Source organism: Micromonospora sp. KLBMP9576 (genome assembly GCF_050941805.1).
Classification (GTDB): domain Bacteria; phylum Actinomycetota; class Actinomycetes; order Mycobacteriales; family Micromonosporaceae; genus Micromonospora.
In genome coordinates this window covers 4,183,147-4,202,421 of sequence record NZ_CP194567.1, presented here as the reverse complement: position 1 = coordinate 4,202,421, position 19,275 = coordinate 4,183,147, and the positions used below count along the sequence as shown (strand labels likewise).

The window sequence follows — 19,275 nt, the reverse complement described above, 5'->3', positions numbered from 1 at the left end:
GCGCTATGACTATCGCTTTCTACTGATGTGTGCCGATAGACTCCAGGCGTTGTGCAGGGCGGTGCAAAGTGCCCCAGCATCCGTGTCGTGAGAACGTTCCGAAAAATGACTGAAGGGTGTGTCATGAATTCTGCTGTCTCCCACGCCGCCACCCATTCCGAGCGCGGTCGTACCCCCCGGTGGCGTGCACGCGCGCTCGGCGTGCTGCTGGCCGTCCTGGCCACGGTCCTGATCTGGGTCGTGGCGGTTCCCGTCGCCGGTGTCGATCTCGAGGCGACGGTGGCCGAGGGCGAGCCGCCCATGCAGATCGGCCTCGGCGCGGTGATCGCGACGTCGTTGCTTCTCTCGCTGCTCGGGTGGGGGCTTCTCGAGTTCCTGGAGCGGTTCACCCGTCGCGGCCTGCGCATCTGGGTGATCGTGGCGTCGGTCTTCACTCTCGTCTCCCTCCTCGGTCCGACCACGGCCGAGAGCGGGAGCGCGATGCTGGTACTCGCGCTCATGCACCTCGCGCTCGGCGCGGTTCTCATCGCGGCGATGACCCGCACCACCCGGGGCTGACGCCCACACCGGCTGTTCGTTCCGGCCCACCACCGTGCCCACCCTCGCGCCGAGGGTGGGCACGGACGGTCGTGCCTGCGCCGACGGCGCAGGCACGACCTGGGAGGGCGGCGATGGATCAGCTGAGGGCCAGGGCCCGGTTGTAGACGGTGGTGACCGACTCGGTGGCGAGCCGCTCCGTCGGCTCGACGGACCAGATCAGCAGGTCACCGTTCGCGGTCAGAGTGAGCTGTGCCTCGCACTCCTGAGTGAGGATCTCGTTGCTGGCCGCGCTCTTCGTCGTGGGCAGGACGGTCGTGAGGGTCGAGGCGAAGGTGCGGGCACCGTCCAGCACCGGGGCCTCGTGCTCGGCGTAGGAGATGCTGCCCTTGAGCGGCTGACCCGCGCCGGTGTCGAGCGTGATGGTGCCCGCGCTGCAGGTGCGCAGTACCTTGTTCACCTTGTCGATCGCCGCCTCCGCCCCACCCGGGATCTGGAACACGGCGGTCATGAAGTACCGCTGCAGGCTGCCCGGAGCGGCCTCCTCCGAGCGCTCGCCCGACTGCATGAAACCGAGGGTCGCGCTGAGGTCGCCGAGGGCATCGGTCATGTTGAGGCAGCCCTGGGGCTCGGACGTCATGCCCGGGCCGGACGCGAACTGCCCGGTCGCCACAGCCTCCTTGATGCTGATGATGGGCTGGGTGTTCGTGCTGGCCGTCTGCAGGGAGTCGGTGGGCTCCAGCAGTTGCCGCAGCTCCGCCTCCTCGAAGTGCATCGTCGCCGCCATGTTGTCGCCGGGGCCGGCGGTGGCCGCTCCGTTGCCAGCCAGGAACAGTGTGGTGAGAGCCGCGGCTGCCACCGCGGCGAGTGCGACTGCCGTACGCTTTTTGCGCATTTTTTCTCCACTTTCGGTTACATGTGCCCGTGGCCGCGTCATACGCGGAATTGTGTCGAGGCGGAGGGCCGCCCTCCCAAATTTCCGCCTGTCTTGAGTATGTGCTGCGGGGTGGGGCGATTTCGCCTCCCGTATTGCTCGTCGCTGCATTTTGTGTGACCTGTTTGCGTGGCTGGTTATTGTGGAATCCGTTTATCGAAGTGATGTTTTCTGCCGGCCCTGCGGACGCGACGGCAACACCGGCCCGATCAATTCCGCGCCCGTCGGACGAGCAGTGCGTGCAGTGCCTCGGCGAACTGGTACGGGTGGGTGACGTGTCCGAGGTGACCGCCGGGGAAGTCCACCATCGGCACGTCGAGCAACCGGGCCAACTCCCGGTTGGGGCGGTACGCGTACTGCTCGCGGGAGTCCTCCCCGCCGGCCAGCACCAGCCGGTCGGCGTGGCGGCGCAGGGCCGCCAGATCAGGCTGGAAGGCCGGGAAGCTGCGGGTCTCGTGCTCGAACCAGAACACCTCGTTGCGGCGTAGCCGCGCCAGCAGTTCCTCCAGCTGCGGCGCTGGCAGCACCGCGTCCTGCGGCGGCCGGGTCTGACCGGCCAGGCCGACGTGCTCGCGGAACATCGCCTTCGCCGCCGCGACGCCCGACTCCCGGTATGTGGCGTGGAGCCGTTGGTAGAAGTCGAGCCAGTGGGTCGCGTCCGGCAGCACCGACGCCAGCGGGGGCTCGTGCGCGACGAGAGTCCGCAGCCGCAGCGGGTGCGCCTGCAGCAGAGCCAGTGCCACGATGCCCCCCGAGCAGGTGCCGAAGACCGCCGCGGGCTCGTCCGTGAGGTGGTCGAGCAGGGCCCGCGCGTCGCGCGCGTCGGCCTGGACCCGCTGGTCGTCCGGGACGACGTCGTGGGCCGTACTGCGGGAGAAGCCGCGACGGTCGTAGGTGATGACTGTGTGATGGGCGGCCAGGGTGTCGGCCAGCGGACCGAAAGGGGTCGCGTCGCCGTTGCCCGTGGGGATGCAGAGCAACGGCGGCCCGTGGCCGCGAACCTCGAAGTACAGGGTGGCGCCGGGTACGTCGAAAGTGCCGTGGCGGGGCAGGGGCATGAGACCTCCTGAGAGCCGGGAGAGGAAGAGCCCGCACGCCCATGGCGGGCTACGGACGCGGCCGGTCCGCGCGCGCCAGGCGGGCTCCGGCGGGGCGTCGCTGTCGCCCCTACGATGCCGACGGACGATCGGGGCGGCCGTCTGCGCTCTGCCTCGGGCGCGGCGTCGCCGATCGGCTCGCGCCAGCGCCGTGCGGCGTGCGGGTGCCCGCCGTGCACCGAGGATAGGAGCGCTGCCCGGGCCGTGCACCCTGCCGAGTGCGTCGATGGCCGTCTGTGATGTCGTGCTCGAATAGCCCGATCGGCGCAATGCGAACAACCCCGCCTCGGGAAATTGTTCGAGTGCGGCGTTCGGTCGACTCCTGCACCCAAAAAAATGTTCCGGGCCATGCGTAAGCATGACCCGGAACAGTCGAACGGATATTCCTACCTCCGGAAGGAGATCGCGGCCCCGGTGCCCTCGCCGAGATCGTTGAACATGCCGATACCGCACTGGGCGGTGCGGCAGTCCACGGTGCCCCACGGCGTCGCGTCGGGGCCCAGGGTGCCCTGGTAGACGCGGCGCACGGTGAGCGTGGTGGTCAGGTTGCCGGTGCTGGTGGAGCTGACGTGGATCGTCCCGGCGCCGTTGCACGGCAGGGCGTCGCCGATGATGGCGCATTGGCCGATGTGGTAGACGGTGCTCGGCCGCAGGCCGGTCGTCGCGACGGTCACCACCGAGCCGTCGACCAGGTTCGTCGACGGGGTGATGGTCATCTTGGCCGCGGCGACTGTGACATCGCCCTTCGGGGCGGCGACCGCCGGGGCCGCCGCGACGGCGGTCACGCCGAAGGCCACCGCGGCGCCGAGGCCGAGTGCGGGCAGGAGGGTTCGATTCCACTTCTTCAGGGACATGCTGAGCTCCAATTCAGGTTGACGGCACACTGTGGTCGGGACCCGGGGTGTGGCATCCGTCGCAACGGAGGGTGATGCGACACGACGGCAGAACAACGTGCATCCGTGTCAGGGCGTATAGACGACCGTCGAGCCGCATCTGAGCGCTCTGACAGTTATGACGATCGCCGGCCCGGCGATTTATCGGTCCGCGGGAAGAATCTTTTCTGCAACCTGCCGCACGGGTGGTGGGCGGCGGCCCGGTGCGACCTCGTCAGGTCGACGGGGCCAGGAGGAGCCGCAGCGCCCTCTTGTCGGGCTTGCCGAGCGGCGTGTGCGGCAGGGCGTCCAGGACGACCAGGCGTTCCGGCACCTTGAAGGTGGCGAGCCCGCGTCGCGTCAGGGTCGCGACGACCTGGTCCAGGGTCAGTGTCCGTCCCGGGTGCAGGCGGACGACCAGGCACACCCGCTCCCCGAGCGTGACGTCGGGAACAGACACGGCGGCGGCCTCGGCCACGCCGGGGATGTCCTGCGCCAGCGTCTCGATCTCGGCGGCGGAGATCTTCTCGCCCGCCCGGTTGATCACGTCCTTGATCCGTCCCCGCACGACCACGTCACCGAGGGGAGTGACGCTGACGAGGTCCCCGGTGCGGTACCAGCCGTCGGAGGTGTAGGAGGCCGCGTTCTGTTCCGGCGCGCGGTAGTAGCCGCGCGGCGTGTACGGGCCCCGGGTCAGCAGCTCGCCTGTCGCGCCGGGCGGCAGCGGCCGCAGCGTCACCGGATCGACGACGCGCAGTTCGTCGAACGGACTGAGCGGCCGACCCTGTGTCTTGCCGCGGACGTCGAGGGGCGCGTCGACCGGCGTGTAGCAGACCAGCCCCTCGGCCATCCCGTACACCTGTTGCAGCTCACAATCGAGGGCGGGGCCGATCGCGGCGGCAACCTCCGGTGCCAGCATCGACCCCCCGACGTGGATGTACCGCAGGCTGGACAGGTCGTACGGGGTGTCCACGGCGGCCTCCATCCAGCGCACGGCCACCGCCGGCACGACCGATGTCGCGGTGACGCGCTCCGTGTCGATGGCGGCGAAGGCCTGCTCCGGGCGGGGCGAGGCGAGCATGACCACGCGCCCGCCGCTGTGCAGGGCTCCCAGAACGCCCGGATTGGCCAACGGGAAGTTGTGACCGACGGGCAGGACGGCCAGATACACCGTCTGGCGGTTGAACCGGCAGACGACGGCGCAGCGCCGGATGTTGTATTCGTAGTCGTCGTGCGTGCGGGCGATCACCTTCGGCACGGCGGTGGTGCCGCCGGACAACAGGAAGAGCGCCACGTCCGACGCGGACGGTGCGTGGGCGTCGAGCCAGCGGCGCCGCCCCTCGACGTCGCCCCCGCTGCGCATGAGGGCCCGCACATCGAGCGAGCGCGGACCGACGTCGGCGCCGACCACGAGAACAGCCGGCGTGTCCGGCAGGGCCGCCGCCGTGCGGTGCGCCAGCGCCTGGTGGTCGTATCCGCGCCACGTGTCGGGCACGACCAGCGCCCGCGCCCCCACGTGCCGGGCGATCCCGGTCAGCTCGTGCGCCCGGTGCTGCGGCAGCATCATCACCGGTGCCACGCCCAGCCGGAGGGCGGCGAAGGTGACGACGAGGAACTCCCAGCAGTTCGGCAGCTGGACCAGGATGCTGTCGCCGCGGCGTAGGCCCTGATCCGCGAGCTGCACGGCCAGGGCGTCGCTGAGCACGGCCAACTCCCGGTAGGTGAGCCGCCGGTCACCGTCGACCACCGCGACGAGGTCGCCCCACGCCTCCGCCCAGTCCCACAGGTACGCACCCAGGGGCCGCCCCCGCCAGCAGCCGGCCGTCCGGTACGCGTACGCCAGATCCTCGGGCCAGGGCACCAGGCCACCGTCGATCACGCTTCGGTTCCTTCCGGTCGGGACGCCGCCGGCGCCAACCGTGCGGCCAGGTACGCGGCGATCGCCGCGACGGTGGGCTGGTCCCACAGCAGCGTCGCCGGCAGCGCGAGCCCGAACTCCTGTTCCAGGGCGTGCCGGACCCGGGTGGTCATCACCGAATCCAGCCCCATCTCGGACAGCGGGCGGTACGCGTCGACCTCGTCGACCGGCAGGGCCGTCTCGTCGGCGACGTGCTCCCCGATCCGCCGCAGCAGATGGGCCTGCAGCGCGTCGGGGTCCAGCTGCGCCCAGCCTGGCGCGGCGCCATCATCAGCCTGCTCGGGCGGCGACGTGGCGCGATCGGCGAGCAGGGCGACGCGTCGCCCGCGTGGCGCCGCCGCCAGCACCCGCAGGACGGCCGCCTCGGTCAGGTCGTAGCGCTCCACCAGTTCCCAGGCGGCGAAGGCCTCGGCCGCGGTGATGTCCGCGGTTCCCCGGGCGGCCAGCTCGACGTCGATCACCGTCGTCGAGGTCGACATGCCCAATCCGCGCCAGGACGTCCAGGCGATGCTGCGCGTGCCGCGGTCGCCGGCCGCCCTGCGGTATCGGGCGAGACCATCGAGGAAGGCGTTCGCCGCGGCGTAGCTCGCCTGGCCGGGCAGGCCGAGGAGCTGGCCGGCCGAGGAGAAGAGAACCAGGAAATCCAGACTGCCGGGCGGGAAGATGGCGTCCAACGCGAGCGCGCCCGCGACCTTCGGCCGCAGAACCCGCCGCAGTGACGTGTCGTCGAGGTCGCGGACCTGCCGGGCATCGAGGACCCCTGCGGCGTGCACGACGCCGCAGACGGGAGGCAGGCCGAGCGCCGCCGGCCGCAACTGCCGCACGAGGGCCTCCCGGTCGGCCACGTCGACCGCCACCACGGCGACCGTCACCCCGGCGCGTTCGAGCGTCCGGATGGTGTCGACGGCGGTCCGCTGCCCCGGGTCGGTGAGCTCGTCCCACCCGTCCCGGTCGGGCAGGCCGTGCCGGCCGGCCAGCACGAGGCGCCGGGCACCCCGGGCCGCCAGCCAGCCGGCCACCTCCAGGCCGAGTGCGCCCAGGCCGCCGGTCACCAGGTACGTGCCGTCGGCCCGGCAGGTCACCGGCGGCAGCTCGGACACGGACCCACCGGTACGGAGGCGAGGCACCGAGACCACCCCGTCCCGGACGGCGACCACGTCCTCGCCGTGGCTGTCCCCGATGATCTCCGGCAGCGGCGTGAGGTCGTCCGGTCGGGGCCCGACGTCAACGACGCCGCCCCAGACGTCCGGGTGCTCGCCGCCGATGATCCGGCCCAACCCCCAGAGGGCGGCGTGGCCGAGCGCCCGGGCGTCCCCGCTCTCGAGGACGCCCTGCGTCACGCACCAGAGGCGCGCCGGCCGCGACGATCCGGTGCGGGTCAGCCGCTGCGCCGTACGGGCGAGCAGCCACACGTTCCCGGTCACCGACCCGGCGGTGTCCCCGGCGGACGTCGGCCCGGGGACGACCAGGCAGCTGCCGTCATCGCCGACGTCGGTGTCGGCCAGCTGATCGGGATCGGTGACCTGCCGGCACGGTATGTCCGCCGAGCGTAGTCGTGCCAGGAGGCTGTCACTGAGCGTCGTGACGGGCCCGACCACGACCACCGATCGCGGACGGCGCACCGCCAGCGTGGCCGGCTGCCAGACGGTCCGGTGCACGAGCTGCGCGGGGTTACCGGTCTGGTCGACGGCGAGGTCGAGCACCCCGTAGCGCAGCCCACCGAGCCGGCCGATGATCCGGCCCGACGGGTCGAGGATGGTCACGACGACGACGTCGTCGGCGGTGCGACGCACGACGATCCGGGGCCGGTGCGGCACAGCACCCGCGAGCGTGACGCGGTGGACGTGCGCGGGCATCCGCAGCACCGGCGCTCCGGGGAACACCACCGACGCGACGGAGAGCGCGGCGTCGAGCACCGGCGCCCAACTCGGCCGCGCACCGTCACCCTGCGCGACGTCGACGTCGGCGACCAGTCCGTCGGCGGTGCGGACGAGACGGCGTACGTGCCAGGCGAACCCCATGGCGGCGACCCCGAGCGTGCCCAGCCGGTCGACGACGTGATTGTCGGCCAGCGCCTCCCCGTCGTCGTCAGGGTCGGTCTCGTCAGCCGGCAGCGTCGCGGGGGCGGCGACGCCGGCGGTCGTGTGAGTCACCCAGCCCTCGTCCCCGCCGTCGTCGGCGCCAGCGAGGATCCGGGAGTTGATCCGCAGCGTCCCGCCCTGACCTACCACCTGGATCTCGCGGGCCCGGGCCACGCTGATCGGCACCCGCAGCGCGACGTCCACCAGGTCGACATCGTGGCGATCAGTGGTGGCCGCGGCGAGCAGGGTGGTGAGCAGCACCGCCGCCGGCACGATCTCCACGTCCCGTACGGGGTGGTCGCCCGGGTACGGCCGCGAGGCGCGGTCCAACCGGGTGGACCAGACCTCCGTGCGCGTGGCCCCGTGCACGACGGTGCGTCCGCCCAGCAGGGTGTGGCTTCGCGGGTCGTGTCGGCGTGCCACCGACGGCGTCCGCGGTGCCGCCGCCGTCCAGTGCCGCCTGCGCTGCCAGGCGGGGGCCGGAAGATCGGCGAGGCTGCCGTGGTGCCACAGGAGCGACCAGTCCACGGCGCCGCCGTGGCAGTACAACTCGCCGAGGTTGCTCAGCAGGACGCCGAGGCCGGGGCGGTGCCGTCGCAGGGAGTAGGCCACGTGGGCGTCGTCGAGCCCGAGGGTGTCCAGGGTGGCACGGATCGAGTGCGCTACGACCGGGTGGGCGGAGACCTCCAGGAAGAGCCGGTGGCCGTCCTCGGCCGCGGCGACGACCGCGTCGGCGAATCGGACCGTCCCACGGAGGTTCCTCGCCCAGTAGGCGGCGTCCCGGGCAGCGCAGGATCGCGGATCGCTCAGCGCGGTGGTGTAGACCGGGACCGAGGGTGCGGCGGGGGACAGGTCGGCCGCGGCGACGACCAGCGGGTCCAGCAGCGGGTCCATGTGCGGGCTGTGGAAAGCCACATCGGAGTCGACCCGCTGGACCGTCACCCCGTCTGCGCGCCACCGCTCGGTGACGTCGGCGATGCCCACGACGTCACCGGAGAGCACCGCACTCGTGGGGGACGCGGCGATCGCGACGACCACGTCGCGACGTCCGTCCAGCCGGCGGGCCGCCTCGTCGGCGCCGACGTCGACCATCACCATCGCACCGGCGCCCGCGACGCGGCGCAGCAGCAGCGAGCGGCGGCAGACCAGCCGGGCGCCCTGCTCGACGGTGAGCATTCCTGCGGTGACCGCCGCGGCGATCTCCCCGACGGAGTGGCCGATGACGGCGGCGGGACGCAGCCCGGTCGCCCGCCAGGTCGCCGCGAGCGCCACCTGCACAGCGAAGATCATCGGCTGGATCACGTCCACCGGCTGCGGGTCGTCGTCGAGCAGTGCCGACCGCGCCGACCGACCGAGTTCGGCCGCGAAGACCGGATCCAACCGGTCGAAGACCCCGGCGAACGCCGCGTCGGCGGCGAGGAGGTCGCGTGCCATTCCCGTCCACTGTGCGCCGTGCCCGGAGAAGACCCAGACCACCCCACGCTCGCCGCCGCTCGGTGCCGTACCTGTCGGAGCGTCGCGACCGGTGGCGGCATACGCGCGCAACCGCCGCACCAGGTCGGCGCGGTCGGTCGCGATCACTGCCGCGCGGTGCGCCAGGTGACTGCGTCGGACCGCGAGGGTGTGGCCGACGTCCCGCACGGTCAGGGTCGGATCCGCCGCGAGCCGTCCGGCGAGGCGGTCGGCGTACTGGCGCACGGCCGTGGCGCTGGCCCCCGACAACGGCACGAGGTACGGCCCGGGCCGCTCGGCGTCGCCAGCGGTCCGGGCGGTGGTCTCCTCGTCGTCGAGGATCAGGTGCGCGATGGTGCCCCCGTAGCCGAATCCCGACACCGCCGCGCGTCGCGGCGTGTCCCGCCGCGGCCACGGCGTCCGTTCGGTCACCACCCGCAGGCCGGAGGACTCCCCGCTCACCCCCGGGTGGGGGCGGTGGAGGTTGAGGTTGGGTGGGAGTTCACCGTGCTGGAGCGCGAGCACCGTCTTGATGACCCCGGCCACCCCGGCGCCCGCCTCCAGGTGGCCGATGTTCGGCTTCGCCGACCCGATCAGCAGCGGGCGGTCGACCGGCCTGTCGGCGCCGAACACCGCGGCGAGTGCGCCCGCCTCGAGCGGATCACCGACCGGGGTTCCGGTGCCGTGCGCCTCGACGTAATCGACCGTCAGCGGGTCGACGCCGGCATCCGCGCAGGCGCGGCGCATCAACAGTTCCTGTGCCTGCCCGTTCGGCGCCATCATGCCGTTGGTCCGGCCGTCCTGCCGCACCGCGCTGCCGCGCAGGACGGCGAGCACACGGTCGTTGTCCCGCTGGGCGTCCGCGAGGCGGCGCAGGACCACCACACCGCCTCCCTCACCCCGGCCGTAGCCGTCGGCGTCGGCGTCGAAGGACTTGCTCCGGCCGTCGGGCGCGGTCGCGCCGGCGGCGTCGAGCACGAGGGTGAGGCCGGGTGCCGCCATCACGAGCACCCCACCGGCGAGGGCGACGTCGCACTCGCCCCCGCGCAGGGCCTGCGCCGCCAGGTGGATCGCGACCAGGGAGGAGGAGCAGGCGGTGTCCACCGCCATGCTTGGCCCGTGCAGGTCCAGCGCGTACGACACGCGGTTGGCAACGGCGCAGTAGGCTCCGCCGATACCTGTCCACGCCTCGATGCGCGGCAGGTCCTCCAGCAACCGCCGCCCGTAGTCGTCGGTGCCGACGCCCATGAACACACCTGCGTCGGTGCCGGCCAACGCACGCGGCGGGATGCCGGCGTGCTCCAACGCCTCCCATGCCAGTTCCAGCACGATGCGTTGCTGCGGATCCATCAACGCGGCCTCACGGGGTGTTATCTCGAAGAAGTCGGCGTCGAATCCGGCGATGTCGGTGAGGAAGGAGCCCCGCGCAGTCGCCGAGGCCACCGCCTCGGCATAGTCCGGCCCCTGTTCGGCGTACCAACTCCAGCGGCCCTCGGGTAGGTCCCCGACGGTGTCGCGGCCGTCGCGCAGGAGTGTCCAGAACTCCTCGGGCGAGCTGACACTGCCGGCGAACCGGCAGGCCATGCCGACGATGGCGATGGGTTCGGTCGGAGTCATGAGACGTTCTCCTTGGCGCGTCGCGATCGCAGGGGGGTACGTGCGGGTGGGCTGCCGCGCGAGGTCCTACCGGCGGCCCACGACGAGCGCGTGGCTGAAACCCATGTCCTCGTACCGCTCGGTGTGTGCGAAGCCCGCATCCCGCAGCGCCTGCTCCATGTCGGCGGCCGAATACGCCATGCCCTCGCCAGAGGCGAGGGTGAGGAAGTACGGGGACACCAGCCCGGCGCTCATCGGGCCGGTGCCCGCGTCGTTCGAGACGAAGTTGTAGACCAGGCAGACACCGCCGTCCGGCAGAGCCGCCCGACACGCACGCAGCAACTCTGTGTTGCGCTCCCGGGACCAGATCTCGAATATGTGGAAGACGAGTACCGCGTCGGCGCCGGCGGGGAGCGGGTCGGTGAGGATGTCACCGGGGTGAAAGCGGATCCGTCGGCGCAGGTCGGGATCCTCGATCCGGTCGGCCGCCAGGCGGGTGACGCTCTCGTGGTCGAAGACGGTGACCGTGAGGTGCGGGTGACGCCTGGCGAGTTCGATGGCGTTGGTGCCATCGCCACCACCGACGTCCACCGCATGCCGCACCGTGCTGAAGTCGTAGCACTGTGCCAGCGGGGCGAACGCCTTGCGCGATGCGTCGCCCATGTTGGTGTAGAACACCCGCTGCAGGTCGGGGTGCGCGGTGAGCCGCTCGTACAGGGTCGTCCCCGGACCCGGCAGGTGCCGGAGGCCGACGTTGGTGCCGTGGCGTACCGATTCAGCGAGATCCGGCATGGCCTGGTTGATCACCTTCGCCTGCACGTCGACCAGTGGTCCGAGGTGACGAGGGCTCGACCGCAGCAGCTTGTCCCGGGTCATCCTGGAGATGACGTACACGTCATCGCGCTTGTCGACCAGCCCCAGCGCGCAGAGCCCGAGCAGCATGACGCGAGCCGGCTGCACCGGGACGTCGATGGCCTCGGCCAGCCGCGCCGGATCCATCCCGCCCGCGCGGTCCAGCTGCTCGAAGATCTCGAGTTCCAGGCTGGCGCGCACCAGCTCGAACGCGGTCGTGCCATGAACCAGCAGGCGGAGGTAGTCGGCCTCCGTCAGCGACACGTGCCGATCGGTGCCCATGCTTCTCCTTTGCGGCCCTGCCGGGGAAGGACCAGCGATCCCGCCGCACGGCGTGGCTGCCCCCGGGACGCTCCGATCGTGGTCGCGTCGCCCGGTCGCGGGCACCTCCGTGTGTGCGCGTCGTCCGGCGTGTGGGCGTCGGTCCGCCCCCGCCCCGCTGCGCATCGGGGAAGATGCCGCGCCGGTCCGGCCGCTGTGATGATCGAGCCAGCCGGACCGCGTCGGCGCGGGAAGCGGCGCGGTCCGGCGACATCAGAAGGCGGTGCGGACATGGGTGGCGCGACGCGGGTGGCCGTCATCGGTGCCGGCCCCGCCGGTCTTTTCCTGGCGCGGCTGCTCGGTCACGGGTTGCCGGGCACGCGGATCGACGTCTACGAGCGCGGCCGACCCGGCGACGGCAGCGGCTTCGGTGTCGCCCTCACCGAGCGGACCCTGCGGGACATGACGATGTGGGATCCGGCGGTGGCGGCACGCCTCGGGCGCGTGGTGCGGTCGTTGTCCGCCATCGAGTTGCGGCTGCCGGGTGGATCGCTGCGCTATGACGGCTTTCCGATGTCGACGGTCTCCCGCACGGTCCTGCTGGCGCTGCTCGTCGAGGAGGCACGCCGGGTCGGGGTCCGGTTCCATCACGGATCCGACGTGCAGGTCTCCGACCTGGACGCGGACGTGATCGTCCTCGCCGACGGCGCCCGCTCGACCAACCGCAGCGATCGGGCGGTCGCGTTCGGCACCACGGTGAGCAGCGGCGCCGCCCGCTACATCTGGCTGGGCGCCGCCGCGGACGTCGGCGACGCCGCCACCATGTTTTTCGTGCCCACCAGGTACGGGCCGATGGCCGCCCACGTCTACGCCTGCGGTGCGGGGCCGAGCACGGTGGTGGTGGAACTCGACGAGCAGACGTGGCGACGGGCCGGTCTGGACGCCATGACCCGCCCCGGTGGGTCACCGGGCGAGATCGGTGCGGACGGGTTGGCGCTACTGGACGACGTCTTCGCCACCCGAATCGGCGCCCCCCTGGTGAGCAACCGGAGCCGATGGGCACGGTTCGACGTGGTGACGAACCGGCGCTGGTCCGACGGCAACGTGGTGCTGGTCGGCGACGCCGCGCACACGGCCCACTTCACCGTCGCCTCCGGCACCACGATGGCTCTCGCGGACGCGGCGGCGCTCGCCGCGGCGCTCTGCGAGCACGACAGCGTCTCCGCGGCGCTCGCCGCCTATGAGCAGGCCCGCAAGGGGCCCGTGGCACGTGTGCAGCGGGTGGCGGAACCCAGCATGCGGTGGTGGGAGACGTACGGCAGTCGGCTGCACCTGCCACCGGCCGAATTCGGCCTGCACTTCATCAGCCGCAGCACCGCCGTCGGTTTCCGCAGCCTGCTGCGCCGTTGCCCGGCACGGCTCGCCGAGGCAGAGGCGGCCTACCGGGCGGCTGCCGGTTCCGCACGGACGGGCACCGCCCGTCACGCCGTGGCGGAGCCGCTCACCGTCGGCGCCCTACGCCTGCCGAACCGGCTGCTCCACCTCGTCGGGACGGATGTCGGCCGCCCCGACGGATCGCCGCCCGACGGAAGCGACGACGGGCCGGGGCTGCGACCGGCGGCCACCCTGCGTCCGCTTCCGTCGGATCCGGTGGTCGACCGGTGGGCACCGGGCATGGCGGGGCGACTGACGGCCCGGGCGGGTTCGCCCACGCTACGGGTCGTGGCGGTGGCGCCCCCGGAACCGGAGGCGACCCGGACCGACTGGGAGTCGGCGCTCGAGCGGGTCCGGGCGCTGCGGGTGCGGGGGGTCGACATCGTTCTGCTGCTGCCGGCTCTCGCAGTGCCCGACTGGTGGGAACGTGCGGTCGAGTTCGGCGGTCGGATCAGGGCGGAGACGGCGATGGTGGTCGCCGGCTGCGTGCCGGAGGACTGGGCGATCGACCTGTGCCGCGATCTGTCGACGGACACGTGGACAGAACGGGTTCACCTGGCGCTGATCACCGGGCGCCTCGACCTCGTGGCCCAGTGGCACGGACTCGCGGCAGCGGCCGCCACGCCCCGGTAGGCGCGTGGCGGCCGGGCCGCCGGGCTCACCCGACGCAAGCGCGGGTCAGCCGGCCTCACCGGACTCCGACGTGACGGCGACGTGCCGGGTCCCGTCGAAGGGCGCCGCGGCCAGGCGCAGCGCTACCGGCGGCGGCACCGACGCCGCCTCCACGACGTAGACGACGTCACTGGTACCGAGGCCGCCGGCGGTGAACTGCTCCAGCCAGGAGTCGGCACTCGCATGGTCCCTCACCTCGGTGAGGGTCTGCACGTGGCCGGTCTCGATGTCGTACAGCCTGATCGACAGCATCGCCTGCTCCTTCCTGCGTCGACCGCGGTGCCTCGGTGGAGCACTCGGGCTAGCCGGCGGGCCCCGCCCGTCGCACCACCTCGTCGACGAAGGTCCTCATGTCGGGGTCCTCGAAGAGGATGGCCGCGTCCACCTCGATGCCGATCTCCTCCTCGATTCGGCCGACAATGCGGACGGCTGAGATCGACTGCCCCTGCAATTCCAGGAAAGTGGCGTCGGGGGAGGCGTCCCGCGCGTTCAGGACGTCCCGCCAGATCGTGCTGATCCGTCGTCGCAGCTCCGCTCCTTCCACGTGGTCATCGGCGGTTCCCGCAGCGTCGTTCATGTCGAGTCCTCCAGCATGCGCTCAGTTCTGGGGCCATCCTCAGCGACGGTGACAGTGGCCGGCATCTCTGCGAATGCGCATTCCAGAAGATCGGCTCACGTCGACACCGATCGCCGGGCGCAGACCAGGCGACGGCGCAATCCGAGAGGTGCCCGACCGCCTGGGCACGCCGAAGAATCTGCTGCGTGACAATCGACGCATCGCCGCTGACGGCCGCCGCCTCGGACGTGCAGCAGGGCGTCTGGTTCCTCACCCGGCTGCGTCCGGACGCACCGCCAGCGGTCGCCCGTCACTCGTACTGGGTCAGCGGACCGTTGGACGTGGACACGCTGGGCGCGCTCTGGCGGGTGGTGCTCGAGCGGCACGCCGTGCTGCGGATGACCGTGGCAAGCGTCGACGGCACACCGCGACCGCGTGTCGGGCCCGCCCACCGCGACGCCTTCGACGTACGGCGGGTGGGGCAGGGAACACCGGCGGTGCTGCCCGGTTCCCTCGACAGGGGACCGCTCGCCCGGCTCGTGGTCCACCGGATCACGTCCCGACATCACCGCGTCGACCTCGTCGCGCACCGCGCGGTCGCGGACGACGTGTCGCTGACGCTCGTCGCGCAGGAACTCTCGGCCCGCTACGCCGAGGCCATCGGCGCCCCCGCCCCTCCTCCGATCCCTGGCCGCCTCGCCGAGCACCCCCAGCCGGGCGGTGCCGACGTGCCGGAGCGCTCCGCGGTCGAGCCGTGGTCGACCGCGTCGGCCGTGTCGCTGCCGGTAGGTCGGGACGTGCCCGGAACACCGGCGGCCCTCGACGAGATCGTCTTCGACTGGGGCAGCGAGGCCCACCGGCGCGTCCGGGCCCTGGCCCGGGCAGAGGGCACCCGCCCCGCAACGATCGTGCTGGCGGCGCTGCAGATCGTGCTGGCCCGGCACGGCCGCGACGACACCGGCACGGTGGGCCTGCCGGTCTCGCTGCGCGGGCCGGGTGAGGAGTCCACCGTCGGCCCCCTGTCCACGGTCGTGCCGGTGGTCGGTGGGCCGACCGCCGACACGACGTTCCGGCAGCACCTTCGACGGACGGTCCGGCGGTGTCCGCGCCCCGCGACGACCGACCCGCTGGGAGGCCCACGCCTCGATCCCTTCTCTCTCGCCGAGCGGAACCCGCCGTACGACGCGGTGCTCGCCGTGGCCGAGCGGACCGACGCACCCCTGCAGTTGGCCGGCGCGGCGGTCCGTGAACTGGCGACACCACGCGGGACGCTCCTGGCCCATCTCACGTTGACCGTCGCCACCGGCGGGCCCACCCTGGGCGGCGCCCTGGCCTTCCGCACCGATCGGCTCGAGCGCCGCACAGCCTCCGGCCTCCTCGGGCACCTGCACACCCTCCTGGTGGCGGCCGTCGGCGACCCTGACCGCACCCTGGCCGACCTGCCGCTGGAGACACCCGCGCAACTCGCCGACGCGGCCCGTGCCGGTGATGCCACGGCCCACGGCCCGCAGCCGCGTCCGGTGCCGGAGCTGGTCGCCGAGTGCGCCGAGCGGTTCCCCCACGCCCTGGCGGTCCGCGACGAGGTGGAGCCCCTGACGTACGCCGAACTCGTGACCCGCGCGACGGGCCTGGCGGCGTGGCTGCAGGCCCGAGCAGCGGTAGCCCAACGGGCGGTCGCCATCCGGCTGTCGATGGGATCGACGCTGGTGGCCGCCTCCCTGGCCGTGCTGCAGGCCGGTGGGCACCTGGTCTGGCTGAGCCCGCGCGACCAGGGGCAGCGGGCCCGAACGGTGTTGCGCGACCTGCGGCCGGCGGTGCTGCTGGTAACCGGCGATCCCGACGACGACCCGACGGCTCGCTGGTACCGCGACGAGGAGGGTGGGCAGGTGCTGGCCCTGGCGGCGGAACCGCCCGAGGGCTCGACGGCCACCCGTCCGACCGACCCCGCGGGCGCGGCGTACGTCGCCTTCACCTCGGGCTCGACCGGGCGGCCGAAGGGGGTCCGGCAGACCCACGCCGCGCTCGCGCAGTTCGCCACCTGGCTGGCCCACGTCGGTGGACTCCGGCCCGGCGCCCGGGTGGCACAGTGGGCCGCCGTCGAGCACGACCCCAGCCTGTGCGAGGTGTTCGCCACCCTGGTCGCCGGCGCAACGCTGGTCCCGGTGCCGGACCGGGTCCGGATCCACCCCGAGCGGTTCGTGCGGTGGCTCGAGCGCGAAGGCGTGACGTTCTTGCAGACCGTACCGAGCTTCGCCCGGGAACTCGTGGCGGCGCTCGAGCGCAGAGGTGCGCCCCCGCACCGCCTGGCCCACCTGGTGCTCATGGGTGAGACGCTCGGGGTGGATCTGGCGAACCGGCTGCGTGACCTGCTGCCGCACGCGCGGCTGTGGAACGTCTACGGGCCCACCGAGACGGTGGCGGCGACCGCGTACCAGATCCTCGCGCCGGTCGCCGGCGAGCGGACGCCGATCGGCCAGGCGATCCCCGGCCGGCAGATCCTGGTCGTCGACGGGCAGGACCGCCTCTGCCCGGCGGGGGTGACCGGGGAGATCGTGGTCCGCAGCCCGTTCGCCGTCTCCGGCTACCTTCCCGTCGCCGGGGGACACGGGCCGGAGGGTGCCCCGTTCCGCCCGCTGCGCGCTGTCGCGCCGGCCGCCGTCACCGACGCCCGCTGCTACCGCACCGGCGATCTCGGCCGTCGTCGCTTCGACGGGGTGCTCGAACACGTCGGTCGGGTGGACCAGCAGGTCAAACTCGCCGGGCACCGACTGGAGCTGACGGCGGTGGAGGCGGCCCTCGCCGAGCTTCCGTCGGTCGCGGACTGCGCCGCGACCGCGGTGACCGATCCGGACGGGCTCGTGAGCCGCCTCGCCGTCTTCGTGGCGCCCCGAGGCCGCGGGGACCGGGCGACGCTGGTGGCGTCGCTGCGGGCGCGGTTACGCCACCGCTGCGGGCCGGTGCTCCACCGCACCACATTCGCCCTGCTCGACCGGATCCCTCGCAACGTCGGCGGCAAGGTGGACCGCGCCCGGCTGCCCGACCCCACCCGGATGGTCGATGCCGCCGCGCGGCTCACGCCCGACCCGGTCGAGTGTGCGGTCGAAGAGATGTGGGCGGCACTGCTGCCGGCCCCTCCAGCGGACCGGCACCAAGAATTCTCCGCCGCCGGCGGGCACTCGCTGCTGCTGGCCCGGCTCGCCCACCTGTGCACCGCGCGGTTCGGCGTGGATGTCGCGCTGGCTGAGCTCCTGGCTGCTCCGACAGTCGCCGGGATGGCGGCGGCGGTGCGGTCTGCGGTCGACGCGAACGGCGACCCGACAGTCGGTGGGTCACTCGGTGCCACCGGTCAACCACGACGATGGGAAGAGGACCATGGCTCAGATTGACAGCCGCGCGAAGCCGGTTGTCCTGGACGGCGACGGACTCACGATCGCCCAGCTGCGACAGGTGGCCGAGCAGAGCGCCGCCTGCGTCGTTCCGGCGGGCTCACTGGCCCGGGCGGCGGACAGCCGGCAGCGTTTCGAGGACATCGTCCGACAGGGCATCCCGGTGTACGGCGTGACCACCGGGTACGGCGAGATGATCTACATGCTTGTCGACCAGTGCAAGGAGGTGGAGCTCCAGACCAACCTGGTCCGGAGCCACAGCGCCGGCGTCGGGCCCTACTTCTCCGAGGTGGAGGCGCGGGCGATCCTCGCCACCCGGCTCAATGCCCTCGCCAAGGGCTACTCGGCGGTGCGCCCCGAGTTGATCACCCGACTTGAGCTGTACCTCAACCTCGGTGTCACGCCGGCGATCCCGGAGATGGGCTCGCTCGGTGCCAGCGGCGACCTGGCGCCGTTGTCACACATCGCCAGCACCGTGCTCGGGGAGGGCCGCGTCCTGCGCGACGGACGACCCGTGCCGACCGCGCAGGTGCTTCAGGAACTCGACATCGTGCCGATGGAGCTGCGGTTCAAGGAGGGCCTGGCGCTGATCAACGGCACCTCGGCCATGACCGGCCTCGGTGCTCTCGTGGTCGGGCGAGCCACCGAACAGGTACGCCAGGCCGAGATCGTCGCCGCGCTGGTCATCGAGACGCTGCGCGGATCGACAGCCCCGTTCGTCGCCGAGGGGCATGATCTCGCCCGGCCGCACCCGGGTCAGATCGACTCCGCCGCCAACATGCGGGCATTGATGGGTGGCAGTGCGCTGACCGTCTCCCACACCAGCCTGCGCGAGCAACTCGCCGACGAGCGACGACAGGACGAGGCGGTGCAGCGTACGGAGATCTACCTGCAGAAGGCGTACTCGCTGCGCGCGGTGCCGCAGGTGCTGGGGGCGGTACGGGACACCCTTGCCCAGGCGCGGGCGACGGTCGAGATCGAGCTCAACTCCGCCAACGACAACCCGCTGTTCTTCGGCGAGGGCGAGGTGTTCCACGGCGCGAACTTCCACGGCCAGCCCGTCGCCTTCGTGATGGACTACGTGACCATCGCCCTGACCCAGCTCGGCGTGCTCTCGGAGCGGCGTACGAACCGCCTGCTGAACCGCCACCTGAACTACGGCCTGCCGGAGTTCCTCGTCATGACCGAGCCGGGACTCAACAGTGGGTTCGCCGGCGCCCAGTACCCGGCGACGGCCCTGGTCGCGGAAAACCGCACGATCGGACCAGCCAGCATCCACAGCATCCCGTCCAACGGCGACAACCAGGACATCGTCAGCATGGGCCTGATCGCCGCACGTAACGCGCGTCGCGTGCTGACGAACAACGACACCATCCTGGCCGTGGAACTCCTGGCCGCCGCCCAGGCGGTCGACGTGTCCGGGCGCCACGCGCAGCTCAGCCCGGCCGGACGGGCCGCGTACGACCTCACCCGGTCCATCGCGCCGACCCTGCACCGCGACCGCCACATGGCCGACGACATCGCGGCGGTGGCGACGGCGCTGAGTCGCGCAGACCTGCTTGACGCGGTCCGGTCCGCCGGCGTTGTCCTGCGCTGACCCGAACCACTGTGTGATCTTTGGAGGACG

Annotated in this window: 12 protein-coding genes; 4 read left to right on the top strand and 8 right to left on the bottom strand. The window is 72.3% G+C overall.

Annotation, left to right across the window (positions count from 1 at the left end):
- The first annotated feature begins 123 nt into the window (after window positions 1–123).
- A complete protein-coding gene (locus ACQ452_RS18315; protein ID WP_433386223.1) occupies window positions 124–558 on the top strand; it encodes a DUF6069 family protein in 435 nt (144 codons plus the stop codon).
- Between the two features lie 118 nt (window positions 559–676).
- Here ACQ452_RS18315 and ACQ452_RS18310 read toward each other — a convergent pair whose 3' ends face one another.
- The 6 genes from ACQ452_RS18310 to ACQ452_RS18285 all read right to left on the bottom strand — a co-directional run bounded on the left by ACQ452_RS18310 (window position 677) and on the right by ACQ452_RS18285 (window position 11,621).
- Window positions 677–1,396 (bottom strand): hypothetical protein, encoded by a 720-nt coding sequence (locus tag ACQ452_RS18310; RefSeq protein WP_433386221.1) that lies wholly within the window; start codon window positions 1,394–1,396, stop codon window positions 677–679.
- Window positions 1,397–1,680: 284 nt separating this feature from the next.
- Entirely contained in the window at window positions 1,681–2,529 is an 849-nt protein-coding gene (locus ACQ452_RS18305; RefSeq protein WP_433386219.1) for an alpha/beta fold hydrolase, read from the bottom strand.
- 425 nt (window positions 2,530–2,954) lie between these two features.
- Complete coding sequence (locus ACQ452_RS18300) at window positions 2,955–3,422, bottom strand: enediyne antibiotic chromoprotein (protein WP_433386217.1); 468 nt, start codon at window positions 3,420–3,422, stop codon at window positions 2,955–2,957.
- A 253-nt stretch (window positions 3,423–3,675) separates the two neighbouring features.
- Window positions 3,676–5,319, bottom strand: coding sequence for a (2,3-dihydroxybenzoyl)adenylate synthase (locus tag ACQ452_RS18295; RefSeq protein WP_433386215.1), 1,644 nt, complete (start codon window positions 5,317–5,319; stop codon window positions 3,676–3,678).
- Complete coding sequence (locus ACQ452_RS18290) at window positions 5,316–10,508, bottom strand: type I polyketide synthase (RefSeq protein WP_433386213.1); 5,193 nt, start codon at window positions 10,506–10,508, stop codon at window positions 5,316–5,318. The genes ACQ452_RS18295 and ACQ452_RS18290 overlap by 4 nt, the downstream gene beginning before the upstream one ends.
- 66 nt (window positions 10,509–10,574) lie before the next feature.
- Entirely contained in the window at window positions 10,575–11,621 is a 1,047-nt protein-coding gene (locus ACQ452_RS18285; protein ID WP_433386211.1) for a methyltransferase, read from the bottom strand.
- Window positions 11,622–11,891: 270 nt separating this feature from the next.
- Between ACQ452_RS18285 and ACQ452_RS18280 the strand changes: the two genes are divergently transcribed.
- Window positions 11,892–13,667, top strand: a complete 1,776-nt coding sequence (locus ACQ452_RS18280; RefSeq protein WP_433386209.1) for an FAD-dependent monooxygenase — start codon at window positions 11,892–11,894, stop codon at window positions 13,665–13,667.
- Between the two features lie 45 nt (window positions 13,668–13,712).
- Here the strand turns inward: ACQ452_RS18280 and ACQ452_RS18275 are convergent, their stop codons facing one another.
- Both ACQ452_RS18275 and ACQ452_RS18270 read right to left on the bottom strand, forming a co-directional pair.
- Complete coding sequence (locus tag ACQ452_RS18275; RefSeq protein WP_433386207.1) at window positions 13,713–13,958, bottom strand: hypothetical protein; 246 nt, start codon at window positions 13,956–13,958, stop codon at window positions 13,713–13,715.
- A 49-nt stretch (window positions 13,959–14,007) separates the two neighbouring features.
- Window positions 14,008–14,283, bottom strand: coding sequence for a phosphopantetheine-binding protein (locus ACQ452_RS18270; RefSeq protein ID WP_433386205.1), 276 nt, complete (start codon window positions 14,281–14,283; stop codon window positions 14,008–14,010).
- A gap of 185 nt (window positions 14,284–14,468) precedes the next feature.
- Between ACQ452_RS18270 and ACQ452_RS18265 the strand changes: the two genes are divergently transcribed.
- The gene (locus ACQ452_RS18265) at window positions 14,469–17,648 is read left to right on the top strand and encodes an AMP-binding protein (RefSeq protein ID WP_433386203.1); all 3,180 of its coding nucleotides are present in this window, start codon (window positions 14,469–14,471) and stop codon (window positions 17,646–17,648) included.
- On the top strand, window positions 17,635–19,245 hold the full coding sequence (gene cmdF, locus ACQ452_RS18260) for a tyrosine 2,3-aminomutase (RefSeq protein ID WP_433386201.1): 1,611 nt from the start codon (window positions 17,635–17,637) through the stop codon (window positions 19,243–19,245). The genes ACQ452_RS18265 and cmdF overlap by 14 nt, the downstream gene beginning before the upstream one ends.
- Window positions 19,246–19,275 lie beyond the last annotated feature (30 nt).

What these genes read in the sequence shown, in the direction of transcription:
- ACQ452_RS18315 (WP_433386223.1), top strand. Translation starts at nt 124, where the DNA reads ATGAATTCTGCTGTCTCCCACGCCGCCACCCATTCCGAGCGCGGTCGT.
- ACQ452_RS18305 (WP_433386219.1), bottom strand. Translation starts at nt 2,529, where the DNA reads ATGCCCCTGCCCCGCCACGGCACTTTCGACGTACCCGGCGCCACCCTG.
- ACQ452_RS18300 (WP_433386217.1), bottom strand. Translation starts at nt 3,422, where the DNA reads ATGTCCCTGAAGAAGTGGAATCGAACCCTCCTGCCCGCACTCGGCCTC.
- ACQ452_RS18290 (WP_433386213.1), bottom strand. Translation starts at nt 10,508, where the DNA reads ATGACTCCGACCGAACCCATCGCCATCGTCGGCATGGCCTGCCGGTTC.
- ACQ452_RS18285 (WP_433386211.1), bottom strand. Translation starts at nt 11,621, where the DNA reads ATGGGCACCGATCGGCACGTGTCGCTGACGGAGGCCGACTACCTCCGC.
- ACQ452_RS18280 (WP_433386209.1), top strand. Translation starts at nt 11,892, where the DNA reads ATGGGTGGCGCGACGCGGGTGGCCGTCATCGGTGCCGGCCCCGCCGGT.
- ACQ452_RS18275 (WP_433386207.1), bottom strand. Translation starts at nt 13,958, where the DNA reads ATGCTGTCGATCAGGCTGTACGACATCGAGACCGGCCACGTGCAGACC.
- ACQ452_RS18270 (WP_433386205.1), bottom strand. Translation starts at nt 14,283, where the DNA reads ATGAACGACGCTGCGGGAACCGCCGATGACCACGTGGAAGGAGCGGAG.
- cmdF (WP_433386201.1), top strand. Translation starts at nt 17,635, where the DNA reads ATGGCTCAGATTGACAGCCGCGCGAAGCCGGTTGTCCTGGACGGCGAC.